Raw genomic sequence first — 20,070 nt, forward strand, 5'->3', positions numbered from 1 at the left:
CTATCTAGCCGCACGGCCTCACTCCTCGGTAGCATCCGAGGATATTACAACAATCAAAGGGCGAGCGAAACCACCGTTGCGCGTGGGCGCGACGCATCTCCGTTGTTACACTATAGCAGCCCCATGATCCCAGGCTTAAGGTGCCCGCCTCTTTAGGAGGGCATCCCATGAGTCTCGTTTCCACCCTGCGCGCGGGCCTGCTGGCCGCCGTGGCCATTGCCGCGTTCGGCGCGGTCGCTCACGCCCAGACGCCGCCGATGGCGCCGGACATCGCCGGCAAGTACGTCGCCGCCAAGATCAACTACGACTACGAAAAGCGCGTCGTGATGATCCCGATGCGCGACGGAACCAAGCTTTACACCGTCATCGTGATCCCCAAGGGCGGCGAGAACCTGCCGATCCTGCTGACCCGCACGCCCTACAACGCCGCCAAGCGCGCGGCCCGCAACGACAGCTCGAAGATGGTCGCGGCCCTGGCCCAAGGCGACGAGGTGTTCGTGGCCGACGGCGGCTATATCCGCGTCTTCCAGGACATCCGGGGCAAGTACGGCTCGGAAGGCGACTACGTGATGACGCGCCCGCTGAAGGGGCCGCTGAATTCGTCCGAGGTCGACCATTCCACCGACGCCTACGACACCATCGACTGGCTGGTGAAGAACGTGCCAGAAACCAACGGCAATGTCGGCATGCTGGGCAGCTCTTACGAGGGCTTCACCGTCGTCATGGCCTTGGTCAATCCGCACCCGGCCTTGAAGGCCGCCGCGCCGATGAGCCCGATGGTCGACGGCTGGATGGGGGACGACTGGTTCCACCACGGCGCTTTCCGCCAACCGAACTTCGACTACATCACCGGCCAGACCACCGTGCGCGGCGCCGGCGAGGGCGTGCAGCGCCAGGGTTATGACGACTATTCCAACTTCCTGAACGAGGGCTCGGCCGGCGACTACGCCAAGAACCACGGCCTGGACGCCCTGCCCTTCTGGAAGAAGATCAGCGAGCACCCGGCCTATGACAGCTTCTGGAGCGAGCAGGCCCTCGACAAGACCATGGAGAAGACGCCGCTGAAGGTGCCGACCATGTGGATCCAGGGCCTGTGGGACCAGGAGGACATGTGGGGCGCGGTGCACTCGTATCCGGCGCTGGAGTCCAAGGACAAGAACAACGACATGAACTACCTGGTGCTGGGCCCGTGGCGGCACAGCCAGGTGAACTACGACGCCTTCAACCTGGGTCCGTTCAAGTGGGACGGCGACACGGCCCTGCAGTTCCGCCGCGACGTGCTGAAGCCCTTCTTCGACCAGCACCTAAAGGGCGCGGCCAAGGCCGACACTCCGCCGGTGCTGATCTATGACCCGGGCCAGAACAAGTGGAACCGCTACGCGTCGTGGCCGCAAGGCAAGACCAAGAACCTCTATCTGGAAGCCAAGGGCGGCCTGGGCTTCGAGGCCCCGGCGGCGGCAAAGGGCGCGGGGGCCTATGACGAGTACGTCTCCGATCCCGCCAAGCCCGTGCCGTACATCCCGCGCCCGCTGCAGTTCGGCGACCGCAGCCGCTGGACGCAGTGGCTGGTCACCGATCAGCGCGGCGTCGACGGCCGGCCGGACGTCCTGACCTACACCTCCGAGCCGCTGAAGGAGCCGTTGAAGATCGCCGGCGTGCCCAAGGTCAACCTGGTCGCCTCCACCAGCGGCACCGACAGCGACTGGGTCGTGAAGCTGATCGATGTCTATCCGGACGAGGTTCCCAGCCAGCCGGAACTGGGCGGCTACCAACTGGCCGTGGGCATGGACATCTTCCGCGGCCGCTATCGCGAGAGCTTCAGCGATCCCAAGGCGATCAAGCCCAATACCCCGTTGAAGTACCAGTTCATCCTGCCGACCGCGAACTACACCTTCCAGCCGGGTCACCGGATCATGGTGCAGGTGCAATCCAGCTGGTTCCCGCTCTACGACCGCAACCCGCAGACCTTCGTGCCGAACATCTTCTTCGCCAAGCCGGCCGACTATGTGAAAGCCACGCAGAGGGTGTTCCACAGCGGCCCCGACGCCAGCTTCATCGAGCTTCCGGTGGTCGACGCCAAATAACAACGAGCCAAATAACAACGAGAAAGGCCGGCGGGGTCACCGCCGGCCTTCCTTCTACGGAGAGGGTGTCGATCAGGTCAGCGTTCGCCGCGCCTGACGTTTTCATCCTGCTGATTGGCCTCGCCGCCGGGGTTGCGGCCCTGCTCGTCCTGCCTGGGTCCGTCTTGAGTGGCCCTGTCCTGCCTGGCCCCATCTTGCCTGGGTTGCCCTTGCTGCTGTTGCTGGCCGGGCGTTCGGCGTTGCTGGTCGTTCTGCTGCTGCTGCGGATCGCGGTTGTTGTCGGCCATGGGCCTTACTCCTTTTACACAGCGCGCTCGTGACGCACGGAGATACAACGGGCCCGGACTCGCGACGTTCCTACGGTCGAGCCGCCTTAATTCAGGCTAAGCTCTGGAATTCAAACAGCTTTGCCAGAAGAATTCGCCACGCTGCGGCCATTGCCGGTGGTCAAAAACGTTCATTCCGCCGATCGCGCCCCTTACAGCAAAGCTTTCGCCTCCGGCGTGAGATTCAAGGTTAATTCGCACTTAACGGGGGAGAGAACTGGAATCCTCGTTTCACAGCGCGCAACGTTAGCCGAACACTGAATGGGGAGGCGTCGGCGGAGCCCTCCGAAGACGCGCAGAGTCAAAACACCATGGCCGACCACGAAGTTCGGTTCCCAGAGACCTATGTCAGCGGCGTGCCCGTCTGGGCCAAGCGCCGCAAGCGTTCCAGCGTGCATCCCCTGCTGAATCTCGTCCTGATCCTGCTGGCCCTGTTCGGCGCCGTGGTCATCGGCGTGTCTCTGCGCATGGGCTCGGTCGAAAAGGGCGGCGTGGTGATCGATCACTGGCTCGGTGAGGGCGGCGCCTACATGGAGCGGCTCATCAAGTCGATGTAGCCGGGCGTTCCGTCGGCAAGAAAAGCGACAGGCTGTGGCGGAATCTGAACGAGCGGGTTAGAAGGCGCGCCCATGAGCACGCCCCAAAAGCCCATGGCCGAATTGGCCGCCGAGTTCGGCCTGAAACCCGCCGAATATGACGTTGTCCTCAAGCGCCTGGGGCGAGAGCCCAACCTGGTGGAGTTGGGCGTCTTCTCGGTGATGTGGTCCGAGCACTGCTCGTACAAGTCCTCCAAGAACCAGCTGAAGAAGTTCCCGATCGACGGTCCGCGCGTGATCTGCGGTCCGGGCGAGAACGCCGGCGTCATCGACATCGGCGATGGCGACGCGATCATCTTCAAGATGGAGAGCCACAACCACCCATCCTACATCGAGCCCTATCAAGGCGCGGCTACGGGCGTGGGCGGCATCATGCGCGACGTCTTCACGATGGGCGCGCGGCCGATCGCCCTCCTGAACGCCCTGCGCTTTGGCGATCCGGAGCACCCCAAGACCAAGCGCCTCGTGGACGGCGTGGTCGCCGGCATCGCCGGCTACGGCAACTGCGTGGGCGTGCCCACGGTCGCCGGCGAGACCAACTTCCACAAGGGCTACAACGGCAACATCCTGGTCAACGCGATGTGCGTGGGCCTGGCCAAGGCCGACAGCATCTTCTACTCGGCCGCCCCCGGCCCCGGCCTGGCGGTCGTCTATTTCGGCTCCAAGACCGGCCGTGACGGCATCCACGGCGCGACCATGTCCTCGACCGAGTTCACCGAAGACTCCGAGGAGAAGCGCCCCACCGTGCAAGTCGGCGACCCCTTCGCCGAGAAGCTGCTGATCGAGGCGACACTGGAGCTGATGGCCACCGGCGCGGTCGCCGCCATCCAGGACATGGGCGCGGCGGGCCTGACCTCGTCGTCGGTCGAGATGGCCGGCAAGGGCGGCGTCGGCATCGAGCTGAACATGGACATGGTCCCGCAGCGCGAAGAGGGCATGAGCGCCTACGAGATGATGCTGTCGGAAAGCCAGGAGCGCATGCTGGCGGTCCTGAAGCCCGGCCGCGAGCAGGACGGCCACGCCATCTTCGAGAAGTGGGGCCTGGACGCCGCCGTCATCGGCTACACCACCGACACCGGCCGCCTGGTGCTCAAGCATCACGGCGAGACGGTCTGCGACGTGCCTCTGGCCCCGCTGTTCGACGACGCGCCGCTGTACGACCGCCCGTGGGTCCAGCCCAAGCTCGACGCCCGCCTCGATCCGGCGACCATCCCCGCCCCGATCGACTGGAACGCAGCGGTCCTCAAGATCGTCGGAAGCCCCGACATGGCCTCCAAGCGCTGGCTGTGGGAGCAGTACGACCGACACGTGATGGCCGACACCCTGGAAGACAGCGCCACCGGCTGCGACGCCGGCATCGTCCGCATCCACGGTTCGGGCAAGGCCATCGCCGTCACCAGCGACTGCACGCCGCGCTACGTCCAAGCCGATCCCTACGAGGGCGGCAAGCAGGCCGTCGCCGAAGCCTGGCGCAATCTGACGGCCGCCGGCGCCCTGCCGATCGCCATCACCGACAACCTCAACTTCGGCAGCCCCGAAAAGCCCGAGACCATGGGCCAGATCGTCCGGGCCACCGACGGCATGGCCGAGGCCTGCCGCGCGCTGGACTTCCCGGTCGTGTCGGGGAACGTGTCGCTCTACAACGAGACCAACGGCGTCGCCATTCCGCCCACCCCGACCGTCGGCGCCGTGGGCCTGCTGGAAGACTACGACCTGCGCACGGGCTTCGGGTCCGTGGCGGAGGGCGACACCCTGGTGCTGATCGGCGAAACGCACGGCGAACTCGGCGCCTCGATCTATCTGCGTGAGATCCTGGGTCGCGAGGACGGCGCCCCGCCGCCGGTCGATCTGGCCGTCGAGCGCAAGAACGGCGAGTTCGTCCGCGGCCTTATCTCGTCGGGCCTGCTGGCCGGGGTCCACGACCTCTCGGACGGCGGCCTGCTGATCGCCGCGGCCGACATCGCCCTAGCCAGCAAGGTCGGCGTCACCCTGAACGCCACCAGCTCGGCCAACGCCCACCCCTACCTGCTGGGTGAGGACCAGGCCCGCTACCTCATCGCCACGCCGGATCCCGACGCGGTGCTGGAGGCCGCCAAGGAAGCCGGCGTCCACGCCCATGTCGCGGGCGTCGCCGGCGGGAACGACTTCGGGTCGACCGACCTGTTCAGCGTCTCGCTCGACGCCCTGCGCGCGGCCCACGAAGCCTGGCTGCCGGGCTATATGAACGCCCCCAAGGCCTAGCCCCGAAAGGCTCCAGCACCATGCGTATCCTTGCCCTGACCGCCGCCATCGCCGCCCTGATGCTGACCGCCTGCGCGGCGCCCAGCGCCCAACAGGCCGCCGCCCCTTCCGCCCAGACCCTGGCCGCCCAGTGCTCGGCCAAGGGCGGCGCGATCCAGCCGGTCGGCAAGGCCCAGATCCCGACCTGCGTCGTGCCGTATGCCGACGCCGGCAAGGCCTGCACCGACAAGAGCCAGTGCGAAGGCGCGTGCATCCTCGAGGGCAACCTGGAACCCGCGAGCGACGTCACCGGCCAGTGCCAGAAGACCAACCGCCAGTTCGGCTGCTACGCCAAGGTCGTGAACGGCAAGTCGACCGGCGCGATCTGCGTCGACTGATCGGTTCGAAATCGCCGGCCCGGATGACCGGGCCGGCGTTATCGAGCTAGGGCATCAGGACCGTGTCGACGACGTGGATCACGCCGTTGGATTGCGGCACGTCGGCAATGGTGATCATCGACTTGCCCCCCTTGGCGTCGGTGATCGCCCATCCCATGCCGGCCTTGGAGACCGTCAGCGTCTCACCCTGGACGGTGGTTAGCGTGGCCTTGCCACCGTGGGCCTTGGCGTTGGCGGCGATGTCGGCGGCGGTCAGGCGGCCAGCGACCACGTGGTAGGTCAAGATCTTCGTCAGGGTAGCCTTGTTTTCGGGCTTCACCAGCGTCTCGACCGTGCCCGCCGGCAGCTTGGCGAAAGCCGCGTTGGTGGGCGCGAACACCGTGAACGGACCAGCGCCCGACAGCGTGTCGACGAGGCCGGCCGCCTTGACGGCGGCGACCAGTGTGGTGTGGTCCTTGGAATTGGCTGCGTTCTCGACGATCGTCTTCGAGCCGGACATCGCCGCCCCGCCGACCATCACGGTGTGGGCCGACTTCATGGCGGCGTGGTCCATTTGCGCCAAGGCGGCGCCGGCATACGAAAGCGACAGGGCGCCAACGGTCGCGAGCATCAGGAACTTCTTCATGGGGTTGTCTCCGGAAAGTTCATCGGCCCGTTATTCGGACGCCCGCAGCTACGGTTCCTGGACGCCCAAGGATGCGCGAGCTTGAAAAACACCAAAATGCGGATGACTGACGACGGCTCGGAAGCCCTGGTCGCTTAGGGTTTCGCGTGCGTCCGCCCCGACCACCGCGCCACCGTCTCCAGCAGCTTGGTCGGGTTGATAGGCTTGCCCAGGTGGTCATCCATGCCGGCCGCCAGGCAGGTGGCGATCTGTTCGGGCAGGACGTTGGCCGTCATGGCCACGATCGGGGTGGCCGCGCCGCGCGCGCCTTCCATGGCCCGGATCTCGCGGGTGGCCGTCAGGCCGTCCATGACCGGCATCTGGACGTCCATCAGCACCAGGTCGAAATGGCCCTGGCGCATGGCCTCGACGCCGGCGACGCCGTCATTGGCGGTCTCAACCTCGACACCGAACGGCTCCAGCATGGCTTTGACCAGCTCGCGGTTGACCGCGTTGTCCTCGACCAGCAGCAGGCGCACGCCCGTCTCGCCGTCAAGCGGCGGGGCGGCGTCCGCCTCGGGGGTGGCGAGTTCGGCCAGCGGCCCGCGGACCTCGAACCAGAAGGTCGAGCCCTGCCCTTCGACGCTGTCGACGCCGATCCGGCCCTCCATCCGCTCGACGATGCGGCGCGAGATGGCCAGGCCGAGGCCCGTGCCGCCGAAGCGCCGCGAAACGGCCGCGTCGGCTTGCGAGAAGCGGTCGAAGATGTTGTCCAGGTGCTCGGGGGCTATGCCGATGCCGGTGTCGGTCACCGCGCCACGCAGCACCGCCGCATCGCCCTCCACCTTCTGGCTCAGCGCCACCGTGATCGCGCCATGGGCCGTGAACTTCACGGCGTTGGACAGGAAGTTCAGCAGCACCTGCGACAGGCGCGGCCCGTCCAGGTTCATGGGCTTTAGGCCTCTGCCGGTCTTGACCTTGATGACCAGACCCTTGGCTACGGCGCGCTCCTCGACCAGGGCCGCGCATGACGAGGCCATGGCCGCCGGGTCGAACGGCGCCGGGTCCAGCTCCAGCCCGCCAGCCTCCAGCCGCGAGAAGTCCAGCACGTCGTTGACGACGCTGAGCAGCGTGTTGCTGGCGTCGAGGATATGGCCGACCTGGCGCGCGGCGGTCTGGCCCAGGCCGCGCGAGCGGCGCAGCACCTCGGCGAAGCCGATGATGGCGGTGAGCGGCGTGCGCAGCTCGTGGGTCATGTTGGCCAGGAAGTCGGACTTGGCCGCCGACGCCGTCTCGGCCAGCTCCAGCGCCTTGGCGATGTCCAGTTCCAGCCGCTTGCGCTCGGTGATGTCGCGCGACGTGACCAGCAGTATCCCGGAGCCGTCGTTTAGAAGCGAATAGGCGCTTTCTAGCCAGATCGACGTCCCGTCCTTGCGGATGCACTCATAGTCCGCCGTGGCTGGCGGGCCGCCCACCTCCAGGGTGCGGATCAGCTTCTGGACACTCTCGAAGGCGGCCTCGCTGACCATGGCCTGGGGCGGCAGGGCCATGAACTCTTCCAGGGTGTAGCCCGTGATCCGCTGGATGCTGGGCGAGCTATAGACGCGCTCGCCCTTCGGCGACCAAAGGGCCACGTGGTCGGTCAGGTTGTCGCTCAGCAAGCGGTAGAGACTTTCCGCCTTCTCGGCTTCGACCCGGCGACGGTCGGCCTCCTCGATCGCCTTCTGCTTGGCGTCGAGGCTGGCGGAGAGGTCGTCGCGCAACGCTTCCAGCCGCAGGCGCTGGCTGGTCAGCCAGTAGGCCAGCGGCGTGGCCACAACCAGCGAGATCCAGAGGGTCGTGAACGGCGCGTAGGCCTCGGGCGCCCTCAGCAGCAGGATGTTGACGACATAGTCCATCGCCATGGCGGCGCCCACGATCAGGGCGACCGTCAGCGCGGTTTTGAAAATCCGGTCTTTCCAGACGGCCGGGCTGATAACGCGCTCCTAATGCTGGCTTGAATCACGTTGGACCTCGCCAGAATTAGGAAAGATTGCCCGGCTCCGCTAGCCGAGGCGACTATTCGAACGACGAAAGTTCGAATGAAACCCGCGATTTAGCGCCCTGAGGCCCTCGCCACGTCGTCGAGGTTCTTCTCGAGCGCCAGGCTGGCCTGGATGACCGTCGCGACCGACCGCTTGAAGAAGTCCTGCGGCACCGTCGCGAAATCGTCCGTGGGCTTATGATATTCGGGATGGTCCTCGACGCCGAAATAGACCCAGGGAACGCCCTTCTCGCCGAAGGCGTAGTGGTCTGACTGGTTGGTCCAGTTGTTCTCCTTGCCGTCGGCGTCGGTGTCGTGGCCCAGCTTCAGCGTGACCGGCGCGGTCGCGGCGACCTTGACCAGGATCGGCTTCAGGAAGGGAAACGGCGACGCGCCCGAGACATAGAGCTCGTTCTTGGCGTTCTTGCTGAGCATGTCGAAATTGACGTCGAGCGCGATGGTCTCCAGCGGGACCGGCGGGGCGGCGGCGAAGGCCTTGGCCCCGCGCAGGCCGCTCTCCTCGGCGTCGACCACGGCGAAGATCACGTCGTGCTTGGGCGGCTTGGCCTTGAAGGCCTCGGCCACGGCCAGCAGTCCCGCCACGCCGGAGGCGTTGTCGTCGGCGCCGTTGTAGATCTCGCCGTTACGGACGCCCAGATGATCGTAGTGGGCCGAGACGACCATGGCCTTGCCCGGCTTGGTTCCCTTGATGCGGGCCACTAGGTTGACGCCCCGCAGCTTGGCTCCGTCACGCTTGGCGAACTCGAACGCCTGCTCGAACGTGTCGCCGATCGGCGAGAGACCGATCCGCGCGAACCGCGACAGGATGTAGGCCCGCGCCTTCTCCGACCCCGGCGTGCCGGGCGCGCGGCCCTGCATGTCGTCGGCCGATAGGGTGCGGATGTCATCGATGGCCTTATCACCAGGGCCGGCGAATGCCGGCGCGGCGGTGGCGGCGGAAAGAACGGCGGCGGCGGCGAAAAGCGCCAGCGAGCGAGAAAGGCGGTTCATGGCGCCTACATGCCGTGCGCGGCGCGGCGAATTCAATTAAATCTCGCTCATATCGCCGTGGACCCTGGTGACCAACGCTGTCAGCGTAGGCGCGTTGTTAAGGAATCCCGGCCACACAAGCCCTTCAGAGACCGGAGCCTTCCCAGTGCCCATGTCCCACGCCGAACTCGAGGCCCGCCTCACCACGGCCTTCCCCGATTCCGAGATCCTGCTGACCGATCTGGCCGGCGACAACGACCATTGGAAGGCGCGCATCGTCTCGCCCGCCTTCGCCGGCCTGAACCGCGTGCGCCAGCACCAGTTGGTCAACAAGGCCCTGGCCGACGTCCTGGGCGGGACCCTGCACGCATTGGCCCTCGAAACCGCCGCCCCAGCCGAGTAGGAGGAAACGCGTGCGCTACCGGCCCTTCGGCGCCACGGGCATGGCGGTCTCGGCGCTGACCTTGCGTCTGGCCGACAGCTCGCGCCTCCGGGCCAGCGAGTGGCGCGCGCTAATCTTCACGGCCTTGGAAAACGGCATCAACAGCTTCCAGGTCGAGGGCGACTCACCGGAGTTGCTCAAAGGCGCCGCGGAGGCCTTCGCCAGCGTCGAGCGGCGACTACTGTTCCTGACCTGGCGGGTGCGCGGCGACGCGGCGGCCCTGGGCCAAAAGGCGGTCGACGGACTGCTGAGCTCCGCGTTCGAGAGCCTGTCGCTCGACTATCTCGATCTCGTACTGATCAACGATCCGCTGGCCCCCGCCCTGCCGTCCGCCTTCGAGGCCGGCCTGCGTACACTCTTCGACAGCCATGCGCTCCACGGCGTGGGCGTCGCCAGTCGTGGCGACATCGACCCGCGCCTGCTGAAGAACGACATGGTCACCACCATCTCCTCGCCCTTCAACCTGTCGTCGGGCTGGGCCGAGCGTCACCGCATCCGCCACGCCTCGACCCACGACTTCGCCGTGATCGGCGAGGACTTCTGGCCCCAGGCGCTGCGCGAAGGCGGCGAGCTGACCGCTCCGAAGCCGTCCCTGTGGCGGCGCCGTTCCGACCCCCTGTCCGACATCGGCGGCTACGAGTTCCTGCACGCCACCCAGGGCTGGAGCGGCGAGGACATCTGCCTGGGCTACGCCCTGACCGAGCCGTCCCTGTCGACCGTGCGGATCACCGCCGACACCCGCGCCGATGTCGAGCGCCTGGCCGCCGTGGTCGAGCGCGACCTGCCCAACGGCGTCTGCGCCCAGATCGAGATGGCCCGCTTCTCGGCCCAGGAACGCGAGAAGGCCGCCAATCGTACTTGATCGCCAGGCCGCGCTTGGTCGCCCCTCTTGACCCGAGGCCACGCGGCGCCTAGCTGAAAGCCTTGCGTTCCAGGACAATCCCGATGACCGACGTCGCCTCCTCCCCCGCCCTCGACTTCATCGCCAAGACCGTGGCCGAGAATCCGGTCGTGGTCTTCATGAAGGGCGTGCCGGACCAGCCGCGTTGCGGCTTCTCGTCGGTCGTCGTCCAGATCCTCGACCATCTGGGCGTAGAGTTCATCGGCGTCGATGTCCTGCAGGACGACGACCTGCGCCAGGGCGTCAAGACCTTCACCGACTGGCCGACCATCCCGCAGCTCTATGTGAAGGGCGAGTTCCTGGGCGGCAGCGACATCATCCGCGAGATGTTCCAGTCGGGCGAACTGAAGACCCTCTTCGTCGACCAGGGCCTCATCGCGACCTGATCCGCGCGTGAGCCGAGTCTTCGTCCCGCCTTCGGACGCCTATTCCCTGACCTTCGAGCCCAAGGCGTCGGACATCGACGCCAACGGCCACGTCAACAACGTGATCTATCTGGCCTGGGCCCAGGATCTGGCCATCGCGCACTGGGAGGCCTGGGCGACCGAGGAGCAGCGCGCGCCATGGAGCTGGATCGCGCGCCGCCACGAGATCGACTACCGCCGCGAACTGCTGCCGGGTGACATCGCCACCGGCTACACCTGGGTCGGCGAACTGAAGGGCCCGCGCTTCGAGCGCTTTGTCCGCATCGACGGCCCAGGCGGCGAGATGTGCGCCCAGAGCCGCACCGACTGGGTGCTGCTCGACATCGCCGCCAAGCGCCCCGCCCGTGTCCTGCCCTGGATGATCGAGCGTTTCACGCCGAAGGGGTGAGCACCTTGTTGGCGATGACGATGCGGTCGGCATGGGTCAGGCCCAGTTCGTCATAGGTGAACCGCAGCTCGACCGCGACAGCCGGACCCTTGCAGGTCTCCAGCCGCCGCCGCGCGAACGCCACCACCGCGTGGCCGTCCCTGCGATCGATTCGGAACACGAAGTCGGCCTTGGTCGCGCAGCCTTTCGAGGCGACGCGGACCGTCAAGGCGTCCGGCCCGGCCTTCGCCGCCAGCAGAGGCTCTAGTTCCGGAAAGGTCTCGCCCGGCGCGGCGGCCAGCAGGACCGGCGTCGTCGCGCAACCGGCCAATGCTAGGGCCGCTCCGGCGAGCACCAAACCTCTGCGCGAAAGAACGAAGTTCATCGACCTCTGTACGAACCGTCCCACTTGAGGTGAAGATCGCCCACCGCTGGCGACGTGACCAGCCCCGAAGCCCGCTGGACTTCGGCCTTCAGACAGCCGGAGCGCGTCTCGCGTTTCAAGGGAGCCTATCGTGCGTCTTCGTTCAGCCATCCTGGCCGCGTCGTTGGCCAGCGCTCTCGCCGCGCCCGCTTACGCCGCCACCGACTACAAGAGGCTCGACGCCGAGATCGACCGGTTGATGACCCTGGGCAAGATCCCTGGCGTCGCCGCGGCGGTCATTGAGAACGGCCACGTGGCCCACCTCGCCGCCAAGGGCGTCCGCAACGCCAAGGGCGACCCGCTGACGCCGGACACGATCATGTATGCGGCCTCGATCACCAAGGCGACGTTCGCCTACTACCTCATGATGCTCGTCGACGACGGCAGGATCGATCTCGACAAGCCGATCGCGGCCTACCTGCCCAAACCCCTGCCGGAGCACGAGCAATATGCCGACCTCGCCAAGGATCCCCGCTGGAAGGTGATCACGCCACGCATGCTGATGACCCATTCCGCCGGCTTTCCAAACTTCCGCTGGCTGAACCCGGACGGGAAGCTCGACATCAAGTTCGATCCCGGGAGCCGCTACGCCTATTCGGGCGAAGGTATCAATCTGATGCAGTTCGCCATCGAGCAGGGCCTGGGCCTGAAGGTCGGCGAGGAGATGAACCGCCGCCTGTTCCAGCCCCTCGGCATGAGCCGCTCCAGCATGACCTGGCGCGACGACTTCAAGGGCGACCTCGCCGACGGCCAGCACGAGGACGGAAAGTGGGAGGACCACGACGATCGCTCCAGCGTCAAGGCGGCCGGCTCGCTGGACACCACGATCTCGGACATGGGCAAACTGGCGGCGGCCATGGCTTCAGGCTGGGGGCTCTCGCCAAGGGCGCGGGCGGAATGGCTGAAGCCCAGCCTGCCGATCAAGGTCGCCCACGAGTTTCCGCCCCTGGCCGCCGACATCGGTCCGGACAATGCGAGGATCGGGCTGGCCGCCGGCATCGGCGTGGTGACGCATGAGGGGCCCCAGGGCCACGCCTTCTTCAAGGGCGGCCACAACGACATCACCGACAACATCCTGGTCTGCGTGGAGAAAGGACGCCGCTGCGTGGTCGTGCTGACCAACAGCGGCGTCGGCGCTCGCATCTTCCCGCCCCTGGTCAAGGCGGCCTTGGGCGAGACGGGCACGCCCTGGGGCTGGGCCTACAATCCGGTTAGGCCGATCGCGCCCTAGCCCCAGGGACCCGCGTTCCGCCCTTCGCCGGGCGGGACGAGCGTCTGGACCGGCTCCGGACGCCGCGCTGTCGTCCCCTGCCCCACGCCCAGGCGCATAAGCGCCTCGACGCGGTTGCGGGTCGCCGGGTGGGTCGAGAACAGGCTGTCGGCGCCCTTGCCGTTCAGCGGGTTGATGATGAACATGTGGGCCGTGGCCGGATTGCGCTCTGCCTCGTGGTTCACATAGCCGCCGCGGGCGTAGGCCTCGATCTTCTCCAGCGCGCGGGCCAGCGCCGCCGGGTCGCCGCCGATCTGCGCGCCGATGCGGTCGGCCTCGTACTCGCGGGCCCGGCTGATGGCCATCTGCACCAGCATGGCGGCGATCGGGGCCAGGATGGCGATGGCGATCGCGCCGATCATGCCGCCGGGCCGCTCGTCGTCCCGCGAACCACCGAAGAAGAACGCGAAATTGGCCAGGGCCGAGATCGCGCCGGCGATGGTCGCCGTCACGGTCATGGTCAGGGTGTCGCGGTTCTTCACGTGAGCCAGCTCGTGAGCCATCACGCCGCGAATTTCATCGCGGGTCAGCAGGGACAGCAGGCCCGTGGTCGCGGCGACGGCGGCGTGGGCGGGGTCGCGGCCGGTGGCGAAGGCGTTGGGCTGGTCGCTCTGGATCACCGTCACGCGCGGACGCGGCAGGTCGGCCCTCCGCGCCATCTCGACGACGTCCGTCACATAGTGACGGATCAGCGGCTCGGCATGGCTCTCATCGACCTCCCGCGCGCCATAGCCGCGCAGCACGATCTTGTCCGCGTTCCAGTACGAGAAGGCGTTCAAGGCCACGGCGAAGGCCAGGGCGATCAGCATCCCCGTGGGACCGCCGATCAGATAGCCGGCGCCCATGAACAGCGCGGTCAGGCCCGCCAGCAGCATGTAGGTCTTGAAGTGGTTCATCGGTCTATCGGGGTCGTCAGTCGAAGATGTCGAACAGGTCGAAGCGCTTTTTCTTCTGGCCGTACTGGCCCGAATGGCGACGGTCGTCGTCGTCATGGTCACGGCGCCCATGGTCCCGCTTGTGGTGATCGTGGTGGTGATCGGGGCGCGTATAGGGGCGCGGCTCGTTGTAGATCGCCTGCGTCTCCTCGCGCTCCAAGCTCATGAGCTTTTCAAGCTCGCCCCGGTCCAGCCAGACGCCTCGGCAACGCGGGCACATGTCGAACTCGACGCTGGCGCGCTGCACGGCCTGCATGGAGCCGTCGCAGTTGGGGCACATCAGAACGGGCATCAAGAAACCTCCGGTCCAAGGATGGAACGGGTGTCCTCGATGACAGGCGGCGCCTTTGGGGAGGGGGCGGTGGCAGCCGGACCCAGACATCGAGAACACCCGATGCGGTCCGACATCACGAGCGCTTGCATCACTCGCCAGAGGGGCCCGGTCCCGCTCCCTAAAGCTGGGATAGGGCCCGAGACGTTTCAAGACCCGGGAAGCCCTTAAGGGGCAACAAAAAAGGCCCCGGATCGCTCCGGGGCCCTTTCCGTATCTGTTCGGATCCGACGCTTACGAGGCGTAGAATTCGACGACCAGGTTCGGTTCCATCTTCACCGGATACGGAACTTCCGACAGTTCCGGAGCGCGGACGAAGGTGGCTGACAGGCCCTTGGCGTCGACCGACACGTACTCGGCGAAGTCGCGCTCGTTCGAGGCGACGGCTTCGAGCACGAGAGCCATGTTGCGCGACTTTTCGCGGACCGCGATCACGTCACCGGCCTTGCAGCGGTACGACGGGATGTTCACGCGCTTGCCGTTCACGGTCACGTGGCCGTGGTTCACGAACTGGCGGGCGGCGAACACGGTCGGCACGAACTTGGCGCGATAGACGATGGCGTCCAGGCGCGATTCGAGCAGCGAGATCAGGTTCTCCGAGGTGTTGCCCTTGCGGCGAGCAGCTTCCTCGTAGGTGCGCGAGAATTGCTTCTCGGTCAGGTTGCCGTAGTAGCCCTTCAGCTTTTGCTTGGCGCGCAGCTGCAGGCCGAAGTCCGAAACCTTCTGCTTGCGGCGTTGGCCGTGCTGGCCGGGGCCGTACGAGCGTTGGTTGACCGGGGACTTGGGACGGCCCCACAGGTTTTCACCCATGCGACGGTCGATCTTGTACTTGGCGCTATGGCGCTTGGACATAAGTCACTCTTTTATTCGATCCGTGCCGGCCCCTCGAACGAGGTGCGATCTCAACGGCGGCGTCGGGTCAATCCGTCATGCGTTTTCCGCGCCGTCCAGCTAGCCGGCGGCGTGAAGGCGCGGTTTATGCCGGAGGGGCCTATGCGAGTCAACTTCAGAGGCGTTCAGCGTGGAACGCCAGGTGTTCGCCAATGAAGGTCGTGATGAAGAAGTAGCTGTGGTCGTAGCCCGCCTGCCGCCGGACCGTGACCTTGCGGCCGCCCTTCTCGGCGGCGGCTTCGATCAGCTCGGGCTTCAGCTGGCTTTCCAGGAAGCTGTCGGCCAGGCCCTGGTCGATCAGGATGTCGTCGAAGGCCGCCCCTGCCCCGTCCTCGATCAGGGCGCAGGCGTCGTGGGCGCGCCAGACGGCGCGGTCTGGCCCCAGATAGGCGGTCATCGCCTTGTCGCCCCACGGGCAGTTCAGCGGCGAGACGATCGGCGAGAAGGCGCTGACCGACTTGAAGAGCTCCGGATTACGCAGGGCGAGGGTCAGCGCCCCGTGGCCGCCCATCGAGTGCCCGAAGACCCCCCGCCGCGCCGGATCCAGCGGGAAGGCGCCATCGACCGCTTCCAGCAGGTCCTTGGTGACGTAGGAATACATCTGGAAATGCGGCGCCCACGGGGCCTGGGTGGCGTCGACATAGAAGCCCGCCCCCTGCCCCAGGTCGTACGCCGGATCGTCCGCCACACCTTCCCCGCGCGGCGAGGTGTCCGGCGCGACGATCGCCACACCGTGCTGGGCCGCATGGGCGTAGACGCCCGACTTCACCGTGAAATTGTCCTCGGTGCAGGTCAGGCCCGACAGCCAGACGAGATAGGGAAACGGCCCCTCGCCCTCAGGCGTCCACACCGTGAACTTCATCGGCGTGCCGGTGCTGGCGGACGCGTGCTTGCAGTAGCGCAGGGTTCCGCCGTGGACGCGGTGGGTGGCGAGGATCTCGACGGTCATGCTGGGCCTCCGCTCCCTTCCCCCTTGATGGGGGAAGGGTTGGGGATGGGGGTGATCTACTGAGTTGGTGACGGCGCGCGGCATCTGAAACCGTAGCCACCCCCACCCCTGCCCCTCCCCCATCAAGGGGGAGGGAAACTCCGACTAGAACGTCACCACGGTCCGGATGCTTTCACCCGCGTGCATCAGGTCGAAGGCCTTGTTGATGTCTTCCAGCGGCAGGACGTGGGTGATCATCGGGTCGATCTGGATCTTGCCGTCCATGTACCAGTCGACGATCTTGGGCGTGTCGGTGCGGCCGCGCGCGCCGCCGAAGGCCGTGCCGCGCCAGACGCGGCCGGTGACCAGCTGGAACGGGCGGGTGGCGATCTCCTTGCCGGCCTCGGCCACGCCGATGATGATGCTCTCGCCCCAGCCGCGGTGGCAGGCCTCCAGCGCCTGGCGCATGACCGTGGTGTTGCCGGTGGCGTCGAAGGTGTAGTCCGCGCCGCCGTCGGTCAGGGCCACCAGATGCTGGACCAGATCGCCGTCGATGGTCTTCGGGTTGACGAAGTGGGTCATGCCGAACTTGCGGCCCCATTCCTCGCGGTCCGGGTTGAGATCGACGCCGACGATCATGTTGGCGCCGACCAGCTTCAGGCCCTGGATGACGTTCAGGCCGATGCCGCCCAGGCCGAAGACGATGGCGTTGGCGCCCGGCTCGACCTTGGCGGTGTTGGTCACCGCGCCGACGCCGGTCGTCACGCCGCAACCGCAGTAGCAGGCGGTCTTGAACGGGGCGTCGCGGCGGATCTTGGCCACGGCGATCTCGGGCAGCACCGTGTAGTTCGAGAAGGTCGAGCAGCCCATGTAGTGGGCGATGGCCTGGCCCTTGTACGAGAAGCGGCTGGTGCCATCGGGCATCAGCCCCTTGCCCTGGGTGGCGCGGATGGCCGTGCAGAGGTTGGTCTTGCCCGACAGGCAGCTTTTGCATTGGCGGCATTCGGGCGTGTAGAGCGGGATCACGTGGTCGCCGACCGCCACCGACGTGACGCCCGGACCGACCTCGACCACCACGCCCGCGCCCTCGTGGCCCAGGATCGACGGGAAGATGCCTTCGCTGTCCAGGCCGTCCAGCGTGTAGGCGTCGGTGTGGCAGACGCCGGTCGCCTTGATCTCGACCATCACCTCGCCGAACTTCGGCCCTTCCAGGTCGACTTCCACGATCTCCAGCGGCTTCTTGGCTTCGAAAGCGACGGCGGCGCGGGTTTTCATCGAGTTGGCCTCATGCAGATTCTGTCGGCCGCACCTTGGCCAAACCGAGCGCCCTGGTCGAGGCCCGTGTTGGGTTGCAAACGGACAGGACCTTCACAGGGATGTTAGTGACCCCGCCCGGCGCGGCCACTAGACTGACAGCGACCGTGAGGACTTCTGACTTGTATTCTATCGACAGCGACATCGCCGCGATCGGCAGGATCGACGTGGTCCCCAAGATCCTGGACGTGGTGTGCCGCACGACGGGCATGGGCTTCGCGGCCGTCGCCCGGGTGACCGGCGAGCGCTGGGTGGCCTGTGCGGTCAAGGACGACATCGCCTTTGGCTTGAAGCCCGGCGGCGAACTGGAACTGACCAGCACCATCTGCGACGAGATCCGCCTGAGCGGCGTCGCGGTCGTCATCGACCATGTGGCCGAGGATCCCGACTTTCGCGATCATCACACGCCGGCCCAGTACGGTTTCCAAAGCTATATCTCCACGCCGATCCGCTGCGACGGGCAGTTCTTCGGCACGCTCTGCGCCATCGACCCGGATCCGGCGCGCCTGCGCACGCCCGAGATAATCGGCATGTTCGAGTTGTTCGCCGACATGATCGGCAGCCAGCTGGAAATCCAACAGCGGCTGGCGCGCAGCCAGGCCGCCCTGCTGGACGCCCAGGCCACCTCCGAGCTTCGCGACCAGTTCATCGCGGTGCTGGGCCATGACCTGCGCAATCCTTTGGCCGCGATCGATGGCGGCGTGCGACTGCTGAACAAGACCCCGCTGAACGAGCGCGGAACCTGGGTAGTCGGCGAGATCACCAAGAGCGTCGCCCGCATGGCCGACCTGATCGATGACGTGCTGGACTTCGCGCGCGGTCGCCTCGGCGGCGGCATCGGGATCGAGCGCCGCGAGAACCTGGGTCTCGCCGAATCCCTCGAGGAAGTGGTCAACGAACTGCGGGCGGGGAATCCGACCCGCGTTGTCATCAGCGACATCCGCCTCAGCCAGGCTCCGGCCGTCGACATCGGCCGGATCAATCAACTGCTGTCCAATCTTGTCGGCAACGCCCTGACCCACGGCGCTAAGGACCAGCCGGTGCGGATCGAGGCTCGCGACGACGGTGGCGTGTTCCGCGTGTCGGTGGCCAATGGCGGTGCGCCGATTCCGGCGGATACCGCCCAGCGCCTGTTCCAGCCGTTCGTCCGTATCTCCTCGGCCCCGACCCAGGGCGGGCTGGGCCTGGGGCTCTACATCGCGTCCGAGATCGCCCGCGCCCACGGCGGGACCCTGACGGTGACGTCCGACGAGCACGAGACTCGCTTCACCTTCGCCATGCCAATCGCCGGAACCTGAGTCGCCGATCAGGCCTTGACCACCGCTGGCATCCGGAAGCGGCCGTCCAGCAGCTCGGCCTTGGGTAGATAGGCGCGCAGATAGAGCGCGAACGGCCCCGACTTCGGCGCCGGGAGCCAGTTGGCGCTCTTGTCGCCACCGGGGTCGCTCCGGCCGATCCAGAGATCAAGGGTCCCGTCGGCGTTGCGCTTGAGGCCCGGCGTGCGGTCGCCGATCGCGTAGCGCTTGATCGGGTTGTCGGTGAAGAAGAACTGGCCGTCGGCCGTGGCCTCGTACATCGACAGCGACCAGAAGCCGTCCAGCGGTAACTGGGCCGGCAGGCTCAGGCGATACGGCCCATCGCCGCTGAAGGTTCCCGCCCCGTCGTCGCCGGCCGCCTTCAGATACACGGCCTCGGCCACGGGCAGCGCGCCCAGGCCCTGCAGCGCGACGATCGCGCGATAGAGATAGTCCTGACCGTAGTCGCCGAGGTTGGGTCGCGGATACGCCCAGCCGCCGGTGAACACCTGCCGCCCCCTGGCGAAGACGGTGATCATCCTGGCTTCGTCGACGCCGTCGGCGGCCGCGGTGTCGCTGAACGGTCCCGCGCCGAGGAACGCGCTCGTGCGGCGCAGTATCTTCAGATCGCTCGGCGGGGCTGGATCGCTGGCCAGCAGGGCGCGCGCGGCGGCGAAATAGTCCGCAGGCTTGGCGTCGCGGTTGGCGTAGGCGGCGAGCGGGCCACCGGCTGGCCCCTTCAGCACGAAACCGTCCTGGGCCTTGTGGGCGGCGGCCAGATCCTCACCGCCGTCGGTCAGGATACGGATCAGCATCCAGGCATGCGGCGTCGCGATGCGGACAGGGTTGGGACCGGTCGAGGCCTGGCTCGGCCCGACCAGGGTGAAGGTTCCCCCCTCACCGCCGATCGTCCGCGTGCCCAGCACCACGTTGTTGTTGGTGAACATGTCCATCACCGCGACCGAATAGTAGCGCTGTCCCATGGGCGGGATGGTCAGGGTCACCGGCCCCTTGGAAAGGTCCAGGAAGGCCGGCGAATAGAGGGTGTCGTTGTTCGGCGTCGTCACCCAGCGGGCCGTGTGGTCCGACAGGGTGCGGGTGTGGCGCAAGGCGTTGACCGCCGCGCCGGGGATCTTGAGGATCCGCTCGCGGGCGGTGGCCATCTCGATCAGCGGCAGGGCGTAGAGATAGGCGTCCCGGGCGGCCATGGCGTCTCCCGGAGCCGCCTGAGCAGCCCAGGCTGGCGACAGGCCCAGCGCGCCGGCCACGGCCAGCAGTTCTCGACGGTTCATCACGCCCTCCCCGA

At 66.9% G+C, this 20,070-nt stretch carries 20 protein-coding genes and 1 pseudogene; 10 read left to right on the forward strand and 11 right to left on the reverse strand.

The features are described 5' to 3' along the window. Positions 1 to 167 precede the first annotated feature (167 nt). Positions 168 to 2,084, forward strand: a complete 1,917-nt coding sequence (locus tag ACW175_RS17735; RefSeq protein ID WP_492101321.1) for a CocE/NonD family hydrolase — start codon at positions 168 to 170, stop codon at positions 2,082 to 2,084. Between the two features lie 77 nt (positions 2,085 to 2,161). Here ACW175_RS17735 and ACW175_RS17740 read toward each other — a convergent pair whose 3' ends face one another. Beyond that, positions 2,162 to 2,371 (reverse strand): hypothetical protein, encoded by a 210-nt coding sequence (locus ACW175_RS17740; RefSeq protein ID WP_492101322.1) that lies wholly within the window; start codon positions 2,369 to 2,371, stop codon positions 2,162 to 2,164. A gap of 350 nt (positions 2,372 to 2,721) precedes the next feature. Between ACW175_RS17740 and ACW175_RS17745 the strand changes: the two are divergent. The 3 genes and pseudogenes from ACW175_RS17745 to ACW175_RS17755 form a co-directional block, all read left to right on the forward strand. Further along, positions 2,722 to 2,922, forward strand: a pseudogene (locus ACW175_RS17745) (hypothetical protein); the annotation flags it as partial. A gap of 117 nt (positions 2,923 to 3,039) precedes the next feature. Next, entirely contained in the window at positions 3,040 to 5,247 is a 2,208-nt protein-coding gene (purL, locus tag ACW175_RS17750) for a phosphoribosylformylglycinamidine synthase subunit PurL (protein ID WP_492101323.1), read from the forward strand. A gap of 20 nt (positions 5,248 to 5,267) precedes the next feature. Then, positions 5,268 to 5,624 carry a hypothetical protein gene (locus tag ACW175_RS17755; RefSeq protein ID WP_492101324.1) on the forward strand — a complete coding sequence of 119 codons (357 nt, stop codon included), beginning with the start codon at positions 5,268 to 5,270 and terminating at the stop codon, positions 5,622 to 5,624. Positions 5,625 to 5,670: 46 nt separating this feature from the next. On the opposite strand, the gene ACW175_RS17760 is transcribed toward ACW175_RS17755, so the two are convergent. The 3 genes from ACW175_RS17760 to ACW175_RS17770 all read right to left on the reverse strand — a co-directional run bounded on the left by ACW175_RS17760 (position 5,671) and on the right by ACW175_RS17770 (position 9,262). Next, the gene (locus ACW175_RS17760; protein ID WP_492101325.1) at positions 5,671 to 6,249 is read right to left on the reverse strand and encodes a fasciclin domain-containing protein; all 579 of its coding nucleotides are present in this window, start codon (positions 6,247 to 6,249) and stop codon (positions 5,671 to 5,673) included. A 134-nt stretch (positions 6,250 to 6,383) separates the two neighbouring features. After that, positions 6,384 to 8,204: a PAS domain-containing hybrid sensor histidine kinase/response regulator gene (locus ACW175_RS17765; RefSeq protein ID WP_492104992.1), complete on the reverse strand. Its 1,821-nt coding sequence runs from the start codon at positions 8,202 to 8,204 to the stop codon at positions 6,384 to 6,386. A gap of 119 nt (positions 8,205 to 8,323) precedes the next feature. After that, positions 8,324 to 9,262 carry a M20/M25/M40 family metallo-hydrolase gene (locus tag ACW175_RS17770; protein ID WP_492101326.1) on the reverse strand — a complete coding sequence of 313 codons (939 nt, stop codon included), beginning with the start codon at positions 9,260 to 9,262 and terminating at the stop codon, positions 8,324 to 8,326. A 145-nt stretch (positions 9,263 to 9,407) separates the two neighbouring features. On the opposite strand from ACW175_RS17770, the gene ACW175_RS17775 reads away from it, so the two are divergent. From ACW175_RS17775 to ACW175_RS17790, 4 genes are all read left to right on the forward strand, one after another. Continuing rightward, entirely contained in the window at positions 9,408 to 9,644 is a 237-nt protein-coding gene (locus tag ACW175_RS17775) for a BolA/IbaG family iron-sulfur metabolism protein (protein WP_492101327.1), read from the forward strand. A gap of 10 nt (positions 9,645 to 9,654) precedes the next feature. After that, positions 9,655 to 10,545: a hypothetical protein gene (locus tag ACW175_RS17780; RefSeq protein WP_492101328.1), complete on the forward strand. Its 891-nt coding sequence runs from the start codon at positions 9,655 to 9,657 to the stop codon at positions 10,543 to 10,545. An 83-nt stretch (positions 10,546 to 10,628) separates the two neighbouring features. Beyond that, positions 10,629 to 10,970, forward strand: a complete 342-nt coding sequence (gene grxD / locus ACW175_RS17785; protein ID WP_099580191.1) for a Grx4 family monothiol glutaredoxin — start codon at positions 10,629 to 10,631, stop codon at positions 10,968 to 10,970. A gap of 7 nt (positions 10,971 to 10,977) precedes the next feature. Continuing rightward, positions 10,978 to 11,397, forward strand: a complete 420-nt coding sequence (locus tag ACW175_RS17790) for an acyl-CoA thioesterase (RefSeq protein ID WP_492101329.1) — start codon at positions 10,978 to 10,980, stop codon at positions 11,395 to 11,397. Here ACW175_RS17790 and ACW175_RS17795 read toward each other — a convergent pair. After that, positions 11,381 to 11,761 carry a hypothetical protein gene (locus ACW175_RS17795; RefSeq protein WP_492101330.1) on the reverse strand — a complete coding sequence of 127 codons (381 nt, stop codon included), beginning with the start codon at positions 11,759 to 11,761 and terminating at the stop codon, positions 11,381 to 11,383. The two genes, ACW175_RS17790 and ACW175_RS17795, sit on opposite strands and share 17 nt — an antisense overlap. Positions 11,762 to 11,891: 130 nt before the next feature. Between ACW175_RS17795 and ACW175_RS17800 the strand changes: the two genes are divergently transcribed. Continuing rightward, positions 11,892 to 13,031, forward strand: a complete 1,140-nt coding sequence (locus ACW175_RS17800; protein WP_492101331.1) for a serine hydrolase domain-containing protein — start codon at positions 11,892 to 11,894, stop codon at positions 13,029 to 13,031. On the opposite strand, the gene htpX is transcribed toward ACW175_RS17800, so the two are convergent. The 5 genes from htpX to ACW175_RS17825 form a co-directional block, all read right to left on the reverse strand. Next, entirely contained in the window at positions 13,028 to 13,966 is a 939-nt protein-coding gene (gene htpX / locus ACW175_RS17805) for a zinc metalloprotease HtpX (protein ID WP_492101332.1), read from the reverse strand. The two genes, ACW175_RS17800 and htpX, sit on opposite strands and share 4 nt — an antisense overlap. A gap of 16 nt (positions 13,967 to 13,982) precedes the next feature. Continuing rightward, positions 13,983 to 14,297: a TFIIB-type zinc ribbon-containing protein gene (locus ACW175_RS17810; RefSeq protein WP_492101333.1), complete on the reverse strand. Its 315-nt coding sequence runs from the start codon at positions 14,295 to 14,297 to the stop codon at positions 13,983 to 13,985. A gap of 273 nt (positions 14,298 to 14,570) precedes the next feature. After that, positions 14,571 to 15,188, reverse strand: a complete 618-nt coding sequence (rpsD, locus tag ACW175_RS17815; protein ID WP_099580201.1) for a 30S ribosomal protein S4 — start codon at positions 15,186 to 15,188, stop codon at positions 14,571 to 14,573. A 154-nt stretch (positions 15,189 to 15,342) separates the two neighbouring features. Continuing rightward, positions 15,343 to 16,176, reverse strand: coding sequence for an S-formylglutathione hydrolase (fghA, locus tag ACW175_RS17820; RefSeq protein WP_492101334.1), 834 nt, complete (start codon positions 16,174 to 16,176; stop codon positions 15,343 to 15,345). Positions 16,177 to 16,320: 144 nt separating this feature from the next. After that, positions 16,321 to 17,430 (reverse strand): S-(hydroxymethyl)glutathione dehydrogenase/class III alcohol dehydrogenase, encoded by a 1,110-nt coding sequence (locus ACW175_RS17825; protein WP_492101335.1) that lies wholly within the window; start codon positions 17,428 to 17,430, stop codon positions 16,321 to 16,323. A gap of 161 nt (positions 17,431 to 17,591) precedes the next feature. On the opposite strand from ACW175_RS17825, the gene ACW175_RS17830 reads away from it, so the two are divergent. Further along, complete coding sequence (locus ACW175_RS17830; RefSeq protein ID WP_492101336.1) at positions 17,592 to 18,767, forward strand: GAF domain-containing sensor histidine kinase; 1,176 nt, start codon at positions 17,592 to 17,594, stop codon at positions 18,765 to 18,767. A gap of 8 nt (positions 18,768 to 18,775) precedes the next feature. Here ACW175_RS17830 and ACW175_RS17835 read toward each other — a convergent pair whose 3' ends face one another. After that, positions 18,776 to 20,056, reverse strand: a complete 1,281-nt coding sequence (locus tag ACW175_RS17835; RefSeq protein WP_492101337.1) for a DUF1254 domain-containing protein — start codon at positions 20,054 to 20,056, stop codon at positions 18,776 to 18,778. Between the last annotated feature and the right edge of the window lie 14 nt (positions 20,057 to 20,070).

This window comes from Caulobacter sp. FV1ye6ST, from assembly GCF_058681225.1.

Coding starts and splice junctions, on each gene's coding strand:
- purL (WP_492101323.1), top strand. CDS start 3,040: ATGAGCACGCCCCAAAAGCCCATGGCCGAATTGGCCGCCGAGTTCGGC.
- grxD (WP_099580191.1), top strand. CDS start 10,629: ATGACCGACGTCGCCTCCTCCCCCGCCCTCGACTTCATCGCCAAGACC.
- fghA (WP_492101334.1), bottom strand. CDS start 16,176: ATGACCGTCGAGATCCTCGCCACCCACCGCGTCCACGGCGGAACCCTG.
- ACW175_RS17760 (WP_492101325.1), bottom strand. CDS start 6,249: ATGAAGAAGTTCCTGATGCTCGCGACCGTTGGCGCCCTGTCGCTTTCG.
- ACW175_RS17735 (WP_492101321.1), top strand. CDS start 168: ATGAGTCTCGTTTCCACCCTGCGCGCGGGCCTGCTGGCCGCCGTGGCC.
- ACW175_RS17755 (WP_492101324.1), top strand. CDS start 5,268: ATGCGTATCCTTGCCCTGACCGCCGCCATCGCCGCCCTGATGCTGACC.
- htpX (WP_492101332.1), bottom strand. CDS start 13,966: ATGAACCACTTCAAGACCTACATGCTGCTGGCGGGCCTGACCGCGCTG.
- ACW175_RS17740 (WP_492101322.1), bottom strand. CDS start 2,371: ATGGCCGACAACAACCGCGATCCGCAGCAGCAGCAGAACGACCAGCAA.
- ACW175_RS17770 (WP_492101326.1), bottom strand. CDS start 9,262: ATGAACCGCCTTTCTCGCTCGCTGGCGCTTTTCGCCGCCGCCGCCGTT.
- ACW175_RS17795 (WP_492101330.1), bottom strand. CDS start 11,761: ATGAACTTCGTTCTTTCGCGCAGAGGTTTGGTGCTCGCCGGAGCGGCC.
- ACW175_RS17825 (WP_492101335.1), bottom strand. CDS start 17,430: ATGAAAACCCGCGCCGCCGTCGCTTTCGAAGCCAAGAAGCCGCTGGAG.
- ACW175_RS17835 (WP_492101337.1), bottom strand. CDS start 20,056: ATGAACCGTCGAGAACTGCTGGCCGTGGCCGGCGCGCTGGGCCTGTCG.
- ACW175_RS17810 (WP_492101333.1), bottom strand. CDS start 14,297: ATGCCCGTTCTGATGTGCCCCAACTGCGACGGCTCCATGCAGGCCGTG.
- rpsD (WP_099580201.1), bottom strand. CDS start 15,188: ATGTCCAAGCGCCATAGCGCCAAGTACAAGATCGACCGTCGCATGGGT.